Consider the following 17,986-nt stretch of genomic DNA (forward strand, 5'->3'; position numbering starts at 1 on the left):
TGCGACTGAGGTCAGACAGGCGGCACCGGTGACGGCCGCCGGCACCCCGCGCGGCTACGGGCTCAACGTGACCCGGCCGCAGGGGGCGACCACGGGCGATCCCGACTTCGCGAAAGCTTACGAGCTGGTCTTCGCCGACTCCGTCGGCAAGAACTACCCGACCGAGGCGTACGACATCGCCGACCTGGTCCACCGGCGCCACCCCGGCGCCACCAGCCTGCTGGACGTCGCCTGCGGCAGCGGGCTGCACCTGTCGTACCTGCGGAGGATCTTCGACCATGTCGAGGGGCTGGAGATCTCCGACGCGATGCGGCAGGCGGCCGTCGACCGGCTGCCGGGCGTCGCCGTGCACGCAGGCGACATGCGCGACTTCCGGCTCGGCCGGACGTTCAGCGCCGTCACCTGCCTGTTCTCCGCCATCGGCTACACGCAGTCGGTCGAGGAACTGCGCCAGGCCGTCGGCTGCCTGGCCGCGCACCTGGAACCGGGCGGGGTGCTGGTGCTCGAACCCTGGTACACCCCGCAGCAGTGGCGTCCCGGGACCGTGCACACGGCCACACACCGCGACCGGGACCGGCACGTCGCCGTCATGTGCTACTCGGACCAGACCGGCACGTCCTCGGTCATGACCATGCACTACCTGCTCGGCGAGCCCGGCAGCGGCGTGCGGTCCTGGACCGAGGAGCACGTCATGACCCTGTTCACCGACGAGCAGTATCGCGAGGCGATCGAGCTGGCCGGACTCGGCGGCATCGAGTGGCTGCCCGGCTGGCACGACGAGCGCCCCCGCATCGTCGCGATCAAGCGGTAGGCGCGCCGTGGCCGGGCCGATGCGTCGCGGGGGCAGGCCTGCCGGACCTGCCCCCGCTGGTCACCGGGCCCGGGGCGGCCGGGCGCGGCGACGGAGGACCGCCCCGGTCAGCCGGCGACCGGGGTCTCGTTGTGCCAGGCGGAGTCGACCCACCAGGTCGACAGACGATTGTCGCTGTTCAGGTAGTAGATCCACTGGCTGTTGACCCCCTCGGGCACGGCCGCCGGGCTCGTGCCCGCCGCCGCCGGGATACCGGTGAGGGTCTCGTTGTGCCACGAGCCGCCCGCCGGCACCCACCACGACGACAACTGGTTGCCCGCGTTGAGGTAGTAGATCCACTGGCCCCCGCTGCTGTTGGTGACCGTCGTGGGACTGCTGCCGGGCGCGGCGGCCACGCCGGTCAGCGTCTCGTTGTGCCAGGAGGTGCCGACCCACCAGGTCGACAACTGGTTGTTCGCGTTGATGTAGTAGATCCACTGGCCGCCGCCGCTGTTGGTGACCGCGGCGGGGGTGGTGCCCGGTGAGGCTGCCACGCCGGTGAGGGTCTCGTTGTGCCACGAGCCGCCCGCCGGCACCCACCACGACGACAGCTGGTTGTTCGCGTTGAAGTAGTAGACCCACTGGCTGCCGCCGCTGTTGGTGACCGTCGCGGGGGTGGTGCCGGGTGCGGCGGCCACGCCGGTGAGGGTCTCGTTGTGCCAGGTCCCGCCGACCGCCGCCGTCCACCAGGTCGACAACTGGTTGTTCGCGTCGACGTAGTAGATCCACTGCCCGACGCCGTCGTTCGTGATGATCGCGGGGCTGCTGCCAGGCGAGGCGGCGACGCCGGTCAGGGTCTCGTTGTGCCACGGCCCGCCGACCGGCGTCCACCAGGTCGACAGCTGGTTGTTCGCGTTGACGTAGTAGATCCACTGTCCGGCGCCGGTGATGACGATCGCGGGACGGGTGCCCGGCGACGCTTCTGCTCCGACGAGGGTCTGGCTGTGCCATACCCCGCCGACGGGCTTCCACATGCTGGAGATCTGGTTGCTCGCGTTGACGTAGTACACCCACACCGTTCCGGCGCCGTCGACGACGGCGACGGGGCGGCCCGGCGGCCGTACGGTCAGCGTGTAGGCGGTGTTGCGGGCGAACGAGGCGGTCGCCGCCCGGACCGTCACGGTGTACGTCCCGGCGGGGGTCGACGTGCTCGTCGTCAGGGTCATGGTCGACGATCCGCCGGTGGCCAGCGATGCCGGGCTGAAGGCGGCCGAGACGCCCGCAGGCAGGCCGAGCGCCGACAGGGTCACCGGCAGCGAGCCGCCGCTGGTGACGGTCGTGTTCACGGTGGCCGTGACGGCGCCGCCCGGGGTGGCCCGCCCCGACGCCGGGCCGGTCGAGACCGAGAAGTCCGAGAACGTGGTGACCCGCAGGTGGTACGAGTTGGCGTTGGCGCCCGGGGAGCAGACGTTGAACTGCGACTGCGACGAGTCCCAGGTGAAGCCGCTCGGCACGGTGCAGGCCCACAGGTTGTCCGACGGCACCCGCATCCGGACGGAGTTCGCGTTCATGCCGGACCGGCATACGTTGAACTGCGACTGCATCAGGTCGTACGTGTAGCCCGCAGGCAGCGAGCACGCGGTCAGACCGTCGACCGGAAGCCGGATGCGGAAGCTGTCCGCGTTGGCGCCCGGGGAGCAGACGTTGAACTGCGACTGCGCCAGCTCCCAGGTGAAGCCGCTCGGGACCGTGCAGGCCCACAGGCTGTCCGACGGCACCCGCATCCGGGTGGAGTTCGCGTTCATGCCCGGCCGGCACTTGTTGAACTGCGACTGCATCAGGTCGTACGTGTAGCCCGCGGGCAACGAGCACGCGGTCAGGCCGTCGGCGGGGGTGCGCAGGTGGTAGCTGTTGGCGTAGGCGTTGGCCACGCAGACGTTGTACTCGGAGCGCGCCTCGTCCCAGGTGTATCCGGTCGGCACGGTGCAGGCCCAGGTGTTGTCCAGCCCGGTGAGCGCCGTCCGGCCGGTCACGGCCGCGCCGGACACCGCGCCGGGCGGTGCCGGGCGTGCCACCGCCTGCGCCGCACCCGCCGGGAAAAGTGCTGTCGCCACTGCCATGGCGAACGCGGCGACGGTCCGCGCCCTCGCCTTCACACCACGTTCCACGATGTCTTCTCCTCAGCCCTGATGAAAGATTCCGGTGCCGAGTCTCCGATTCGGATACGCGGGGGTCAACGCATTCAGGGTCGCCGGATGTATCCAGTTTCATGAACCGATGAAACGCCGTCTGACATACGTTTACAGCGTCGGGTTACGCCTCAGGGCATGCGGCATCCGGCAGCCGCGCCAGCTGCCTTTATGTGGCGTCGCGGCTCGGGATCGGCGATTCTGTCGACCATTACCACGGCGCTGCCACCGCGCACCGGAATGAACCTTGAAGTGACCTAGTTATTCACGGCGGAGTCGAGGACCGAGCGGCATCGGAATCGAACTGATGGGTCCGCCTATTCCGGCCTGGGTGAGATTCACAGGACACCTTTCAATTGCAACGGCGATGCCCCGCCCCCCGCACCTGGGCCCTGGCGGCGGTCAGCCGCTCGAAGAGGGGGCCGCGGCACACCGAGACAGTCCGGCGCCGGGTCAGCGGTGCTCGGGTTCGATGACGCAGATGCAGCCGATGGTCCGCGGGGAGCCGGTGTCGCCCTCGCTGAGCCAGGCGCTGACCGGCCACAGGATCCGGTCCCGGTCCGCGCCCTGCCGCACCACGAGCACCCTGCGCCCCAGGACCGGCCCCGGCACCTCCGACAGCGGCGCGCCGGCGCGCGGGATGCCCGCCGCCAGACCTGCCGCGGCGGCGGCCGCGGCGAGACCGGTGGCGCTGCGGGCCAGCAGCTCATCCCAGGCTCCGCCCGCGACCGGCGGGGTGACCATCTTGCGCAGGTCCGCCCCGGTGCCGACGAAGGCGGCGGGGACGAGGGTGCGCAGGTGCTCGTCGACGCGGCGCAGGGCCTGCAGCCGCTGCCAGGGCTCCGGCCTGGCCGTCACCTGCGCGACCCGGTCGCGGGCGGCCTGCTCGAACGCCTCGCGGTCGCGTACTGGTTCGTACGGCACCAGGGCCTGCTCGCCGGACGGGGCGTCGAGCCATACCCGGCCGAGGCCTTCGCCGTGCCGGGCGACCAGCAGCATGCCCTGCAACGCCTGAGCCATCGGCAGCCCGAGCACCGCGACGTCGTCCTCGGCGGGCTCCAGCCCCGCGCACCAGGTGGCCACGGTCTGGCCGATACGCAGGGCGAAGTCCTGCGGCCCGGCCTCCATCGCGGCCACGAGCAGGCGATCTCGCAGTTCGTCGTCGCCGACCTGCTCGTCGTGCCGCCAGGCCCGGCCGCGGGCGCCGAGTTCGTCACACCACCGCGCGTACGCCAGCCGCAGCGTCGACGGCGGCGCGGGCGGCTGCTCGGACGCGATGCCGGCCGCCGCCACCAGCACCTGCGGGGCCGCCGGAACGGGCGGCAGCACGGACAGCCGCACCTCCACCGCGGCGAGTTCGAGGCCGGCGCCGGGCTGCGGCCGCCGGTAGCGGCGGGTGACCACGATGTCGTCGAGCGGGCCGCGCAGGCCCTCGGCGGCCAGGATCGCGGCCAGCGGCGCGAGGTCTGGCAGGTCGGGCAGGTCGTCGGGCATCAGTGGTCTCCTGTGGTCGGGTCCCACGTCGGGTCCCAGTCGGTGCTGCTGTCGGGCATCGCCGTGGTGTAGACCCAGCCGGGCTCGGACTCCATCCGGACGAGGCTGTCGGTCTCCAGGAACTCCGGGTAGCCGGCGTTGACCCGCAGCCGCCCGTGCTGGTCCAGGACCGCCCAGAACGGCACGTCGGGCAGCAGGTAGTCGCCGTCGCGGAACTGCGGCGGCCGGATCCGGCCGAGCGGGACCGGGTCGGCGCCGGGGATGCGGGCCCGGAACACGAACGCGGCCGGGCGCAGGGTGCCGGTGCGGGTCACGGGCAGCGCGCTCGTGCTGACGGCGGCGGGCAGCCGGGAGGCCGCCAGCGGCCTGGTCGCCGCGTATGCCGTGCCCGAGGACGTCTCGGTGGCGAGGTCCACCGACAGCCGCTGCTCGGCGGTCCCGGTCCGGAACACGGTGACGTACTCGGGCTCGTCTTCGCCCTCCTCGACGGCGGCCACCTCGATGTCGGGCAGCGTGAGCAGGTCGCCGTCCCGGTCGAAGTGCTCACCGAGGCGGCTGATCTGGAGCAGGTCGAGGTGTTCGCCGGCGTCCAGATCGGTGCCGTTCAGCGGGTGCAGGGCCGGGCGGACCGCGTCGCGGGTGCCGCGGCAGAACGAGATCCAGGCGTTGAGCTCCTGGTCGACGGCGATGCGATACCAGAGCCCGGCGGGCAGCGGCCCCGGGCGGTGGCGGCTGTACTGGTAGGCGCCCCACTGGACGGTCAGCTCCGGGCCGAGGATGCGGTGCAGGTGCAGGTCGTCGGAGTTGAGCCGCTTCCAGTCGGTGCAGGCGAACAGGTTGCCGGGTGGGGACGCCAGCACCCCGCGCCGGGTCGCCTTGTCGAGCACGGTGCCCTGGTGCAGCAGCGGCGGCACCCGGTCGTGGTCACCGGCGAGCCCGAAATCGCTGGGCAGGCAGGCAAGCAGGTTGTGGACACTGATCTCCAGCTGGTCCAGCCCCGCTTCGAGCCGCTGGTCGTCCACCCCGGACAGGCCCTTGACCGACCGGGCCCAGCAGGCGCCCAGGGACGCGGTCTGCTTGGCGTACGCGTGCTCGACCAGCATGCCCTGCGGGTCCCAGGGGATGGGGCCGGCGCCGTCGCGGTCATGCCGCAGGAACTGCTCGGTCATCCGGGTGCGGATCAGGCCGTGCACGGCGGGCATGGTGGTGGTGCGCCCCGACAGCGCGACCAGGTCCAGCTGCTCGCCGGGCTGGCGGCCCAGGGTGCGGCGGACGAGGCTGGCGGCCAGCCCCGCCGCGACGCCGACGACGGGCCGGATCATCCGGTCGAAGTCCTCCGGCGCGAGCACCACGGCGCCGTCGGGCAGGGCGCGTACGGCATCGCGCCAGGTGCAGTCCGACGGCAGGCTGTCGGCGAAGGTCTGCTCGATCCGGTAGCCCTTGCCCTGGGACAGATAGTTGATCTTCGCGTCCTCGGCCGCCTCCCACAGCCGGTCGAACGCCGCGGTGCGCACGCCCGGCGTCGCGGAGTGGCTGGGCAGCCGCTCGCGCAGGATGCGCCGGACGTCGTCGGTGACCGGCTTGGGGTGCCCGGACGCGAGCAGGCGCTCGGTCAGGGTGCGGTCGTCCGCGTCGCGGGCCGCGGGGGCGTGTCCGGCGTCGATCGCGTCGACGACGGCCGCCTTGAGCCAGTAGAAGACGCGCAGGGTGAGCAGGTCGCCGCCGAGCTGGGGGTGCCCGGTGGTGCCGAGCACGCGCGGGGTCAGCGTGTAGTGGCGCCCGCGCGGGCCGTCGGCTGCCGTACCGCCGGGCCGGGTGGCGACGAGGTCGAGTGCCAGCAGCGCGATGTCGGTGGTGCCGCCGCCGATGTCGAGCACGAGGGCGTTGCGTCGCCAGGTCGGCAGCAGCGCCTGCTCGACCGGTCGGGCACCGGCCCGGAACGAGCGCAGCCCCGCCTCGACGTCGCCGCCGAAGCCGCGTACGACGAAGTAGAGGGCCGAGGCGACCGCCTCGTCGTAGTCCATGTGCACGCGCTCGACGGCGATGCCGGTGCCGTCGCTGACGGTGCGGCGCAGCCGGGCCCGTGCCGACGGCGGCAGGGTCGTCGGGTAGGTCACGGTGACCTCGTCGATCTCGCTGTCGGCGGGCACCTGGAGCCCGGCCAGCAGCGTCCGGGGCTGGCCGGCGTGCGCGACGGCCGCGCGGACCCGTTTGATCAGGTCGGCGTAGGACTGGGCGATCAGCAGGTCGGTGTCGGCCGGCCAGCCGTCGGGCACGGCGGCCGGGCCGAGGCCGCGCACCGGATCGGGGCGCAGCAGCCGCCGCTTGATGCCGGGGTGGTACACGATCCCGGCGGGCCGGTCGGCATCGGACACCGCGACGTCGACCAGGTGGGAGGCCTTGATGTCGGCGACGGCGACGGCGAGGATGCTGCGGATCTCGGGCTGGCGGTAGCCGTCGCGCAACCCGACCTGCCACAGCCGGTGCGCGTGCAGCGCGGGCACCGCGAACACCCTGTCGTAGGCCCGGTGGACGGTGACGGCGAGCGCCGCCTGACCGGCCGCGCAGCGGTCGACGGCGATCGCGACGGCACGGCGCAGGTCGAGGTAGTCGCGGTCGGGGACGCCGTTCCACTGGTCGCCGATGCGCCGCAGCGCCTGCCTGATCTCGGTCAGGGCCGTGAACCGGTGGCTGCGGGTCGGGCCGTACACCGCGGCGACCTCTTTGAGCAGGTCCTGCTGGTGCGGGGCGAGCGCGGGGTCTTCGAGCAGCTCCAGCAGCACCTCGCGCAGCGCGGCCTCGTGTGCGGGGTCGAGGGCGACGACGTCGAGGTGGCTGCTCTCGTACAGGCTGGCCGTCGACGACCAGGTGCCCAGGTCGAGGGCGAGGTACTTGAGGCGCTGGCGGCGGTCGTCGGCCGCCACCGGCGGCAGCAGCGTCTGGCGGGCACGGTCGGTCGTGGGAGCGGTCATGGCGCACTACCTCGCGGAGTCGGTCGGCGGGCCGGACAGGCCGCGCAGCACGGACGTGGGGGGGATCTGCTCGCCGATCAGGTCGAGCTTGCGGATGAGCCGGGTATGGGCGGCCAGCAGCGCGCTCTGGATCCGGCGCCGGACCTGGTGGCTCAGGGCCTCGACGACGTCGCGGCGCAGCCGGAACAGCACCGCGGGGTCGCGGCGGGCGTCCTCGTCGTCGTGGTGGTCGATCTGCCACGGCACCGGCGTCGACGCCGACCGCGGGTAGGCGTAGTCGGCCTCGGTGCTGGGCAGGGCGCCGAGCTGGCGGCCTACCTCCTCGGTGACCAGGCGCGGGTCCAGCAGCAGCGCGAAGTTGCGCAGGAACCCGTCGGCTACTGCGCCGCCGCGCACCAGCATGACCCGGCGCAGCTCATCGCGGTGGCGTTGCAGCGTCTGGGCGTCGGCGTCCAGGCCCAGCGACCGGTGCAGTTCCACGGCCCAGCGCCGCACCCGGTCGGTGAGCACGCTGTCGAGCACGGCCATCGCCTTGTCGCGGGTCTCGTCGTAGCTGCCCGCGAGGTCGGCGGTGGTCACCAGCAGCTGCGCCTCGCCCGGCTGGGCCACCGTCGGCCCCGTATGCCAGCCGCCCGCGCCACCGGAGTAGAGGTCGTCGAAGTCCCCGTCGAACAGGTCGCCGTCCGGACCGGCCGGACCGCCCGGACGCAGCAGGCCCGAGTCGATCCGGCTCAGATGCCCGGTCCAGCACGGCCAGTCGTGCACCCGGCCGACGATCGCCGCCTCGACCAGCTCCTCGAACTCCTTCTCGGTCGGGACCAGCACCAGTTCGGCCATGCGGGGCTTGAGGTGGTCCACCGCCGTCCGCAGCCGCCGCAGCAGCTCCTCCAGCCGGCGCCGCTCCTGCTCACCGACCCCGACCGGCACCCGGACCGGCAGCTCGTCGTCGAAGGCCTGCCGGGCGGCCAGGTAGGCCTGCTCCAGGCCGTGCGCCTCGGCCAGCCAGATCCGGCTGCCGTGCTCGCCGAGGTGCCCGGTCAGCAGCTGCCGCAGATGCCCCAGCCCGCCGTCGTCGTCGGTGAAGTGCGCCAGCGCCGTGACCATCGGGTCGTCGCGGTGGGTCGCGCGCAGAGATCGTACTGTCGGCGCCCACCGGTCACCGGATCCCCGCGCCACGTACAGGTCATGCGAGGTCGCGCCGCGCGGGGCCGGGGCGCCGAGGAACATCCCCGCCCGCAGCGCCGACACCAGCGCGAATCGTTCGAAATGCTGGCGGGTCAGCTCCCCCACCATCGCGGTCAGGGCCGCCACATTGTCGCTGTGCTCGGTCAGCTCCCGCAGCGACCGCGCGACCGGCGACGGCGGCTCCACCGGGTCGAACTTGTTCCCGATGACCAGCATCGACTTGTCCAGCTCGCCGTAGTCGTGGCGGCCCTGCTCCAGCATGGAGAAGAACTCCTTGACCGAGTCGCTGGTCGGCTCCCGGCCGTCGACGACCACCGCGACGACGGTGGTGCGCGGCAGCTCCCGGCTGATCAGGTAGCGGTCGCGCAGGCTGCCCGAGTCCAGCCCCGGAAAGTCGATCAGCTCGATCGCGGTGTCGAGGTCGAGCACGCTGCGGGGCACCCCGACGGTGATCACCACCTGGTCGATCAGGCTGCGGGTGGCCAGCAGCGTGTCGGCGCTCATCCGGTCCGGGGAGATCGGCGCGCCGTAGCGCGGCTCCGGGAACTGCTCGGTCGGGGTGTGCGACGTCCCGATCAGCACGGCCGAGTCGAGCAGCTCCCGCCGGATCGGCGTCAGCTGGCCCCGGGTACGGGCCAGCAGCCCCGCCCCGACGCGCAGCGCGTCGCGTACCGCGAACAGCTCGGTGGCCCACTCGCGCAGTTTCAGGTTCATCGTCGGGTCGGCCCACCAGGACCGGAACAGGTCCTCGACCAGCCGCCAGTCGGCCTGCTCGATCCGGGCGGCGTCGACCGGGTGGTAGCCGTCGAGCACGTGCGCGCCGTAGCGGCCGCTGCGCCCGGCGTGCGTACGGATGCCTTCCAGCAGGTACTCCACCAGCTCGACGACGCCCTCGGGCGTCATGTAGCCGACCACCGCGTCCTCGCCGTACGCCGCGTCCGGCCGCACCACGACCCGGGTGAGGTTGCCGGTGGCGGGCACGTCGGCGACGGTCAGCAGCCCCGGCCGGTCCACCAGCAGCGTGATCAGCAGGGACTTGCCCTTGTTGACGTCACCGGCGAACCCGATGCTGATGTTGCGCGCGACCGCCGCCCGCAGCTCCTCGGCCGCCCGCAGCGCCTGCTGCCACAGCAGCAGCAGCCGGGGCGACGTCGGCCGCTGCGGTTCCAGTTCCGTGACAGCCTGCTCGGCCAGGGTGGCCAGGCGGTGCCGCTCGGCCTTGTCGATGATCATCGCGTGCCGTCCTTGTCGTCGGGATGGCGCTGCTCGTAGCGCAGGTGGTCGGCGCGCCGGTCGCGGTAGTGGCGGTCGCGCTCGTTGTCGAGTTCGGTCAGCATCTGGGCCTGGAACGCCCGCCGGTGCGCGTTCAGGTCGGCGGCGGCCCGGTCGACCTGCAACTGCACCCGGTCGTGGTAGCGCACCCGCTGGGCCTGCTCGGACAGGCGCCGCCCGTAGATCGACGCCCCGGCCAGCAGCTTCATGCCCAGCGGGATGAGGTCGATGGCCAGCAGCAGGATCCGCAGCAGCCACGGGATCACCACCAGTTCGGTGCTGCCGGGATGGGCGGCCCGGAAGTCGCGGAACGCCTGCTCCTGACGCAGCCACCCGGCCGGCTGGCCGCGCTGGGCGTCGGCCTCGGCGATCGCCGGGTCGGCCAGCAGCGCCCGGTGCTCCACCGAGGTCTCGTCGGCCAGCGCACTCTGCTTGGCCTGGAGGTCCCGGTCGCCCTTCTCCTGGTCGGCCAGGGCCCGGTTCAGCGCCTTCTGCGCGTTGTTCTTCGCATCCAGAGCCGTGCGCCAGATCGCGTACAACCGGGCCGCGTACGGGCCGTGTCCGGCGGCGCCGGAGATGAGCCCCTTGACCTCGCGCTCGTACCGGCCGTACGCCGTGTCCGCCTCGGCGGTCTTGAGCTTGAGTTCATCGCGCCGCGCGCTGACGGCCACGGCCAGTTTGACCTGCTCGGCGTTCAGGTCGTCCTGCCGAGCCGCGACCACGTGGTCCACGGCGGCGGTGTACGCCGTGAGCCGGTCGGCGCGGATCTGCTCCTCGATCTCGGGGTGGAACACGATCAGCAGCAGCGCCTCGCTGATCAGGACCGCGATGGTGACCGCCACGACGACGCGCAGCAGGTACACCGGCAGCCGGACGACCGGCCACAGCGACCGCGGCCGGCGGCGGGCCTGCCCGGCGACGTCCAGCGGCACCGTCGCGTCGGGGTCGGGCAGGACCCGTGCCGAGATCGGCTGCCGGTCGGCGTGCTGCTCCACCGCCGACAGGTCCCCGTAGGACGGGTCGACCAGGATGGACCGGTCCACCGCGAAGATGATCGCGCCCCAGAACAGCGCCGCCGCGACGTACCAGAGCCGGAACTGGCCGGTGATGATGGTGACGTACATGGTGAAGGTCACCGACGCCAGCGCCCCGACCACGAGCACGAGGATGCCGACGCTGGCACCGCGATAGGTCTCCACCCGCGAGGCCAGCAGCCCGGGGTCCACGCCGCCGCACCACAGCAGCGCCCGGGTGACCCGGCCGGGCCGGTAGTCGTCGCCGCGCCGGCGACGGCGGCGCCACGGCCAGTACAGCCTCACGATCTGCCCTTCCCCGTGCCCTGGGGCGGGCCGGCCGCCACCCCGAACGGGCTCCAGAATGGCCGCCGCCGCCACCCGACGTCACCGGTTGCCTGTTGCCTGACCGACACGGCCCACCCGGCGGGCACCCGGCTGCCCGTTCGGTCCTCGGCCCCCTCGCCTACCGGCTCTAAAGTGGAGCGGGGGGTGGGTCGCCGATGTCGGCATTCGGGTACGAGCTGCGTCGCCTGCGTACGGCGGCGGGGCTGTCGCTGCAAGGGCTGAGCCAGGTCGTGCACTACAACAAGGGCTACCTCAGCCGGGTCGAGACCGGCGAGCGCACCCCGACGACGCAACTCGCCCGCGCCTGCGACGACGCGCTGGGCACCGACGGGCGCCTGACCGAACTGCTGCGGGGCACGGCCGCGCCGAGCGCCGCGGCCGCCGACCCCTCGGTCGCGGCCGCCGAGGGCGCCTGCCTGCCGGTCCTGCCCCCGGCCGCCGACCCGTCGTGGGCGCAGCCGCTGTCCGACGTCCTCGGCGCGACCCGCGCCCTGGGCCAGCGCGCGCCGGTGCGCACCGTGCTGCCCCCGATGCTGGCCCAGCTGCGCACCCTCAGCGACCTGACCGCACCGCCCGGCGACGGCCGGCACCTGCTCGGCGTCTACGCCCGCTTCGCCGAGTACACCGGCTGGCTGTACCAGGAGACCGACGACCGCGTCGGGTCCGCCCGCTGGAACGCCCAGGCCCGGCAGCTGGCCCGGCGGGTCGGCGACGACAGCCTCGCCGCGTACACCGTGGTCCGCGACGCCGAACTGGCCATGTACAGCGGCGACGCCGCCATGACGATCCGGTACGCGCAGCTGGCCCAGCACGATCCGGCCGCCACCGCGCAGACCCGGGTGCTGGCCGCGCACCGCGAAGCGCAGGGCCACGCGCTGGCCTACGACGCCGACCGGATGCGCGCGGCCCTGGACCAGGCACTGGCCTGGCAGGAGTCGGGCACCGAGGCGGCCGGGCACGGTTCACGCAGCGTCGGCGACCCGCACGCCGTGACCGCGGGCTGGTGCCACTACGAGCTCGGCCGCTACCGGCACGCCGCCGACCAGCTCGAACGCGGCTGGAACAGCATCAGCCCGGACTCGCGCCGCATGCGGGCCATCATCGGCAGCCGCCTGGCCCTGGCGCACCTGGGCAGCCCCGATCTCGACCGCGCCTGCGAGGTCGGGCGCGAGGCGCTGCGGCTGACCCTGCTGACCGAGTCGGCGACCGCCCGCGGGCAGCTGCGGCTGCTGGCCCGCGAGCTGCACCGCCGCCGCGGCCACCCGCCCGCCGCGGCGCTGTACACCGAGCTCACGACGCTGCTGCCGCGCTGACCGGCGGCACCGCCGACAGCACCGCCACGATCATCCCGAGGGTGGTCCAGTCGGTCAGGCCACCGTCGATGATCTGGCCGAACGTCGCCACCTCGACCGTGGTCCGCTCCCCTTCCGCGGCGTCGCCGTGCACCTGCGTGCAGTCCGCCAGCCCGTCCATCTCCGCCCCGCTCAGCTCCACGCTGAACACGTGCTGACGGTGCGCCAGCAGGGTCGCCACCGGCTGGCGGGCGCCGTGGGCGCGCAGCCGCCCGCCGTCGACGGCCAGCCCGGTCTCGGTCCCGAACTCGGCCGCCGCCGCCGCGCACAGGTCGCGCGCGGACGGGTCGGAGCCGCCGGGCAGCTCGTGCACGTACCCGTCGGCGGTCACCGCGGCCGACCGGAACTCGCGCACCAGCACCACCCGGGTCTGCAGGAGCACCCCGGCCGGCTGGTACGCCACGACGGCGACCACGTCGGTGCGGCCGATCACGACCTCGTTCGACTTGACCCTGCCCTCCCCCGCGACGTGCACGTGCGGGTGCACCGCCCACAGGAACGCGCCCGCCCCCGGCGACGCCGACATCGCCCATACCGCCCGCGCGTGGTCGACCCGGTTGCCCGCCCGCTCCTGCGCCCGCGCCCAGTGCCGGAAACTCGGCGTACGCCACAGCGTCAGCGGCACCTCGGCGTCGACGCCGTCGCGCGGATCGCCGCCCGCCAGCGCCGCCAGCACCACCTCGGCGGCACGGTCGGCCCCGGCGACACACTCGACACCGTGCCCGCGGGCGAACTCGCGCAGGTCTGCCGACGCGTCCGGCGCCAGCAGCACGACGCCCCGGCCGCACCCCTGCTGCCGGACCGCCTCCAGCACCTCGGCGCCGCCGTCCCCGTACACCCGGAAGACCACCGCGTCCGCCTGGTCCCGGCGGGCCGCTACCCAGCTCGGCGGCGTCGCCTCGGCCGAGGGCGCGAACACCGCCAGCCGTCCGGCGCCGCGCCAGCCGCGCCGCAGCGACGCCACCACCTCGGCGTGCCACCGCGCCGTGCCGGACCCGGCCAGCAGCACGCTGGCCGCCCAGCCGCCCGGCAGCACGTCCTCCGGTCCGACCACCACCGTCTCACCTGCCATGACGCCCCGCCTCCGCTCGCCCTGAACCGATGGCGGCAAGCATCACCCACCGGCGGCCGCACCCGGCGGTGTTGCCTGTACCCACCCGCGACCGGCAACAGGCACCGCACCCCGGTCCGGCGGGCGTCGAGCACAATGGACAGTCGTGAAGTCCCTCGCCGTGTTCCACCCCGCCAACGACGCCGGACAGCAGCTGCTCGACGACTTCATCCGGCCCCTGTGCACCCGATACGGCCTGCCGGTGCAGGTGATCCCGGCCGGCGCCACCCGCGCCGCGGGCCTGGCCGTGCAGCTCACCCGTACCTTCGTGGTGTGGGACCTGTCGGTGGAGGGCCCGGAGAACGTCTACGCCGCCATGCCGATGCAGGCGAAGCTGCATCCGCGCAACCTGCTGGTCAGCCGCACCCCGCTGCCGCGAAACGTCCTCGGGCAGCACCAGTGCGCGCCGATCCACGGCCACACGTTCCCCAACGAGCTGCTCGGCGAATGGCTCGACCGGCACCTGCACGAACACCTGGTCGGCCCGGCCGGGGCCGGAACCTACCCGCGCATGGCCGCCCACTACTGGATGAACGAGCACCCGGCCGACTACTTCCTCAGCTTCCGCGGCTCGCACCAGGCGCAGGCCGAGGCCTGGCGGGACCGGTTCGAGGCCGCACACGGTGTGTCGGTGCGCATGGTGCCGCCCAACGAGTACTCCTACCCCACCGAGGTCGTCACCCGGCAGCAGCTGTGGGAGGGCGTGGCCCGGCTGATGCGCGAGATCCAGGCGACCCGCCGCGCGGTCGTCCTCCTCAGCGACGACTACTACGACTCGTTCTGGACCGCGTCGGAGCTGCTGGTGCTGCTGTGGCTGGCCTACCGCCCACCGGCACGCGGCAGGCAGGACCTGGAACGGCCGGAGGTCCACTTCGCCGCCTCGGCCGCGCGTACCGACCTGGCGCCCCTGGCCGCCGCCCTCGACCACGGCATCCCGATCCCGACGTCGGACCACGCCCTGCGGCTGGTGTACCTGATCAACAACACCGACCCGGTGACCTCGGCGCCGGAGACCCAGGTGCCGGCTCGCGGCCTGGGCCGCCTCATCGCCCGCGCCGTCCGCACCCGCTACGGCTACTACCAGCCCGAATTCCAGACCCACGACTTCTGGCACCAGGTCCGGGTGCCCTGCCCGCAGTGCCACCCGCACCACCGCCAAGCGGCCGACGTCGACTGGGCGGCGCACATGGCCACGGCCGATGAAGGCCCGGTCGACTACTTCGGCTACTTCGCCGCCGACCCGGCCGACCTGGCATCGGGCCGACTGACCTGCCCGGGTTGCGGCAACGGACTGGACATCGCCAATCGGCGCGGCGTACGCACCCTGTGGTCGCCCGTGATGAGCACCGAGAAGGACCAGGACCGGCCCGCCCTGAACCACCTCCCGCTATGGGAGGTGGTGTGAGCAGCACCCCTTGCCCAGATCCTCTGGTCACACTGCGATGGGCCCTGCGAGACCCTGGGCAGCGGCAGAACCGTGGCAGAAGCGACGCCGGCAACCGCGCGCCCGCATGAGGTGACACACGTCACTCATTGTTGCTGCTCCGCTTGCCCTCCCAGCGCAGCCTGACGGTCAGGCTGCCTTCAGCGGCGGTCTTGGCGATCACCGCCCCAGCCTCTGCGGTCAGGCGTACGCCGAACTCCAACTCGATCTCGTCGGGGTCGAGGTCGCCCTGCCGGAACGTGCGGAGGGCCTCGACCGCGGCGTCACGCGCCTGGCCGAGCGCCTCGCCGAAAGCGCGCCCGACCACGACGATGGCCTTACCCCGAGGCGAGGCCCGCTGGGGTCCGGTCGGCATGTCCAACACCTCGCCCTCGACGTACACATGACCTCCGTCGGCGGTGCTGAACTCGAGTATCGGCATCGAGGATCCTTTCTAATCAGGGGGCATGGGCGACGCACTGCGAACTCCAGCTTTCGCTTTGCTGGGGAGGATGGAAGGGCCGGCTCAGTTCTTCAAGCTGACGGAGCAGGCCTTTCAGTTCAGCCTTGCCTGCAACGAATTCGAGGACGGCCCGCTCGAACGCGGCGGCCAGTTCCGGAGGCATCGTGTCGGACGCGTCGAGGCAGAGCGTGCTCGCGTTGGCGAGAGCGGCGAGCTTGTCGTTGATCAGGCCATGGTCGCCATCGGCCGGAACCGCCGATGCTCCGCCCTGTTCGAACCAGAGCCGCTGCGCACCTGCCGCAGGTGTCAGATATCGCAGAAGTTCGACGGCATTCTGGTCGTCGGTCATCAGCGCGGCGAAGTCGGATGAGACCTCGAAGACCTTGGAGCCTTGCCGGCTCTCGGACTCCGGGAATGGGAAGAAATCGAAGCTGGCACGAGCTCCAGGGCTGCCTGCGGGCGATTCGGGCGCGCCCACGGCCGGCGACCCGGAGGCTGCCAGCAGGCCGGCCATAAAGGAGCCTTGATGATGGAACCGGCAACGCCGCTGCAGGAGAGGCGTGCCGGCCACGTCGTAAGTGGTGAGGAGCGCACCTGTGCGCCCACCGAGAACCATATTCTCGGGCGCGAAGAGCCCGCCGAACGTCTCCCATGCCTTTTCGACACTCGGCGATGTCCAGGAGAGGCGGCCCGAGGCCCAGTCGGCGTACTCGCCGGGTCCGGCCTGGTGCAACAGGATGTCCTCGATCCAGTCTGTTCCCGCCCAGCCGGCCTGCGAGGTGGCACCCAGACCTATGCACCAGCCCGCGCGGTCGCGCAGGGCCGACGCGGCGGCGGCGGCCGAACGGAGCTCGCTCCAGTTGGCCGGTGGGTGCTGAACGAACTCCTGATCTACGCGAGGATCGAACCAGACGATGCTCTTCAACGTGGTCTTGACGGCGATCGCGTAGGGCCGGTTCGCGTCGCGCAGCATGCGGTTCGGCGAGTCCTCAGGCGCTGTCTCCAGGAACTCGAGTGAGCGGAACTCCGCTTGGTGGGCTGCCAGGTCCCCCGCGGACGGCATGATCACCACGTCCGGCGACTGCCCTTCCTCGATCAGCGAGCGCAGGGCCTGCGAGACGTCTCGGGTGCCCTGGTAGTCGACTTCGACACCGTGCTGTGCCCCGAACTCGTCCAGGACCGCTTGGAAGACCTGCTGCTCGCCGCCGGTCCAGGAGCCCAGAACCACCAGCTTTCCAGGAGCGCCGCCGGTGTTGCAGCCCGTCAGGCCGGCCATTGCCATGATCACTGCTGTCAGCATCCCCACCGGATGCGGCCGCACTCGCACGGTCACCGCTGGTACTCCCGAAGGCGTGGCACGAGGCCGAGAACTGATGAGATCGTGGCGAGCACGGCGAGAAGGCTGGTCCAGCCGATGCTCCCGCTCGCCACACCTTCCATGATCACCTGCGCCCGCGTGAAGTCCGGCACCGAGACCTTCGCCTTCACGCCCCCTGCCGTCGAAACAGGCTGATCCAGCAGACACTTCGGGCACTGGCCCTCGACAACAGGTAGCAGCTGTGCTTGCGCCGACGCGGCCTGCTGATCGAAGTAGGCGAAATCATGCGTGTACTTTCGTTCCTCCCGCAATTGGTCGCCCGCCAGCCATGGTGTGGCTGCGACGACGCCGACCGCCAGCACTAGCGCGGTGGCTGCCACGAAGAGCAGGCTCAGGAGCCGACGGAAGCGCCGGGCCAGCAGGATCTGAACTCCCACCAACCCGCACAGGAACATGACTACCGGAAGCAACCACAGCACCCACGTGAGCTGGCTCTCCGGTCCGGCGGCCAAGATCTCGTCGTAGGCATTCGCATTGCTGTGGAGCAGCTCTTTGAGCTTCGGAAGTATCTCCAGATAGAGCAGGTGCGAGGCGTAACTCAGATAGGCGGCCGCAAGCGCCTGGGCATCGATTCGCAGGTAGGATTCGACTTTTCCTGCCAGCGCCAGATAACTGATGAGCAGTCCTTGCGTGAGCTGGATATTCCGGCTCTCGGCCGTGTCGGCGACGCTGTGCTCGGCCAGTTGTGCCAGGCGCCGGCCTGCGGTCGCCACCGCGTTCTCGTATCCGACTCCACGTCCGAGCACCTCGACCGATTGATCGTCGAAGCTGGCGACCAACGCACGGTCGGCCCTGATCAGCGACTCCTGAGTCAGCGCGATGAGGCGCTGCGACTTGACGATGTGATCGATGGCGTCGGTCGCGTCCTGGACCCGCTGGACAGCAAGGGCCGGACCGATCAGGGTCAGCACGCCGGTCGCCACCAACCCGGCCAGCAGCAGCCGCAGCATGCGAGCTGTGGTCCAGTACCCAGGTGCTGTGCCGGTCAGACCGAGT

The 17,986-nt window shown here is 72.2% G+C and carries 12 protein-coding genes; 3 read left to right on the top strand and 9 right to left on the bottom strand.

Annotation, left to right across the window (positions count from 1 at the left end; all coding sequences use genetic code 11):
• The first annotated feature begins 28 nt into the window (after positions 1-28).
• Positions 29-811 carry a class I SAM-dependent methyltransferase gene (locus Cs7R123_RS04350; RefSeq protein WP_212823583.1) on the top strand — a complete coding sequence of 261 codons (783 nt, stop codon included), beginning with the start codon at positions 29-31 and terminating at the stop codon, positions 809-811.
• A 107-nt stretch (positions 812-918) separates the two neighbouring features.
• Here Cs7R123_RS04350 and Cs7R123_RS04355 read toward each other — a convergent pair whose 3' ends face one another.
• From Cs7R123_RS04355 to Cs7R123_RS04375, 5 genes are all read right to left on the bottom strand, one after another.
• Positions 919-2,958, bottom strand: coding sequence for a hypothetical protein (locus Cs7R123_RS04355; RefSeq protein WP_212823584.1), 2,040 nt, complete (start codon positions 2,956-2,958; stop codon positions 919-921).
• A gap of 474 nt (positions 2,959-3,432) precedes the next feature.
• The gene (locus tag Cs7R123_RS04360; protein ID WP_212823585.1) at positions 3,433-4,473 is read right to left on the bottom strand and encodes a hypothetical protein; all 1,041 of its coding nucleotides are present in this window, start codon (positions 4,471-4,473) and stop codon (positions 3,433-3,435) included.
• The gene (locus Cs7R123_RS04365) at positions 4,473-7,445 is read right to left on the bottom strand and encodes a hypothetical protein (protein WP_212823586.1); all 2,973 of its coding nucleotides are present in this window, start codon (positions 7,443-7,445) and stop codon (positions 4,473-4,475) included. Before Cs7R123_RS04365 ends, Cs7R123_RS04360 begins: the two co-directional genes overlap by 1 nt.
• A 6-nt stretch (positions 7,446-7,451) precedes the next feature.
• Positions 7,452-9,863, bottom strand: coding sequence for a GTPase domain-containing protein (locus tag Cs7R123_RS04370; protein WP_212823587.1), 2,412 nt, complete (start codon positions 9,861-9,863; stop codon positions 7,452-7,454).
• Positions 9,860-11,221 (bottom strand): DUF4407 domain-containing protein, encoded by a 1,362-nt coding sequence (locus Cs7R123_RS04375; RefSeq protein WP_212823589.1) that lies wholly within the window; start codon positions 11,219-11,221, stop codon positions 9,860-9,862. The genes Cs7R123_RS04370 and Cs7R123_RS04375 overlap by 4 nt, the downstream gene beginning before the upstream one ends.
• A 197-nt stretch (positions 11,222-11,418) precedes the next feature.
• Here Cs7R123_RS04375 and Cs7R123_RS04380 point away from each other — a divergent pair, with 197 nt between their 5' ends.
• Positions 11,419-12,576 carry a helix-turn-helix domain-containing protein gene (locus Cs7R123_RS04380; protein WP_212823591.1) on the top strand — a complete coding sequence of 386 codons (1,158 nt, stop codon included), beginning with the start codon at positions 11,419-11,421 and terminating at the stop codon, positions 12,574-12,576.
• Here Cs7R123_RS04380 and Cs7R123_RS04385 read toward each other — a convergent pair.
• Positions 12,554-13,687 (bottom strand): hypothetical protein, encoded by a 1,134-nt coding sequence (locus Cs7R123_RS04385; protein WP_212823593.1) that lies wholly within the window; start codon positions 13,685-13,687, stop codon positions 12,554-12,556. The genes Cs7R123_RS04380 and Cs7R123_RS04385 overlap by 23 nt on opposite strands.
• A 145-nt stretch (positions 13,688-13,832) precedes the next feature.
• On the opposite strand from Cs7R123_RS04385, the gene Cs7R123_RS04390 reads away from it, so the two are divergent.
• Entirely contained in the window at positions 13,833-15,131 is a 1,299-nt protein-coding gene (locus Cs7R123_RS04390; protein WP_212823595.1) for a hypothetical protein, read from the top strand.
• A gap of 121 nt (positions 15,132-15,252) precedes the next feature.
• Here the strand turns inward: Cs7R123_RS04390 and Cs7R123_RS04395 are convergent, their stop codons facing one another.
• From Cs7R123_RS04395 to Cs7R123_RS04405, 3 genes are read right to left on the bottom strand one after another with little or no spacing between them, the layout of a single operon-like run.
• Positions 15,253-15,591 carry a CU044_2847 family protein gene (locus tag Cs7R123_RS04395; protein WP_212823597.1) on the bottom strand — a complete coding sequence of 113 codons (339 nt, stop codon included), beginning with the start codon at positions 15,589-15,591 and terminating at the stop codon, positions 15,253-15,255.
• Positions 15,592-15,607: 16 nt separating this feature from the next.
• A complete protein-coding gene (locus Cs7R123_RS04400; protein ID WP_212823599.1) occupies positions 15,608-16,945 on the bottom strand; it encodes an ABC transporter substrate-binding protein in 1,338 nt (445 codons plus the stop codon).
• Positions 16,942-17,940 (bottom strand): hypothetical protein, encoded by a 999-nt coding sequence (locus Cs7R123_RS04405; RefSeq protein WP_212823601.1) that lies wholly within the window; start codon positions 17,938-17,940, stop codon positions 16,942-16,944. The genes Cs7R123_RS04400 and Cs7R123_RS04405 overlap by 4 nt, the downstream gene beginning before the upstream one ends.
• Between the last annotated feature and the right edge of the window lie 46 nt (positions 17,941-17,986).

It is taken from the genome of Catellatospora sp. TT07R-123 (assembly GCF_018327705.1).
Taxonomy (GTDB): Bacteria; Actinomycetota; Actinomycetes; order Mycobacteriales; family Micromonosporaceae; genus Catellatospora.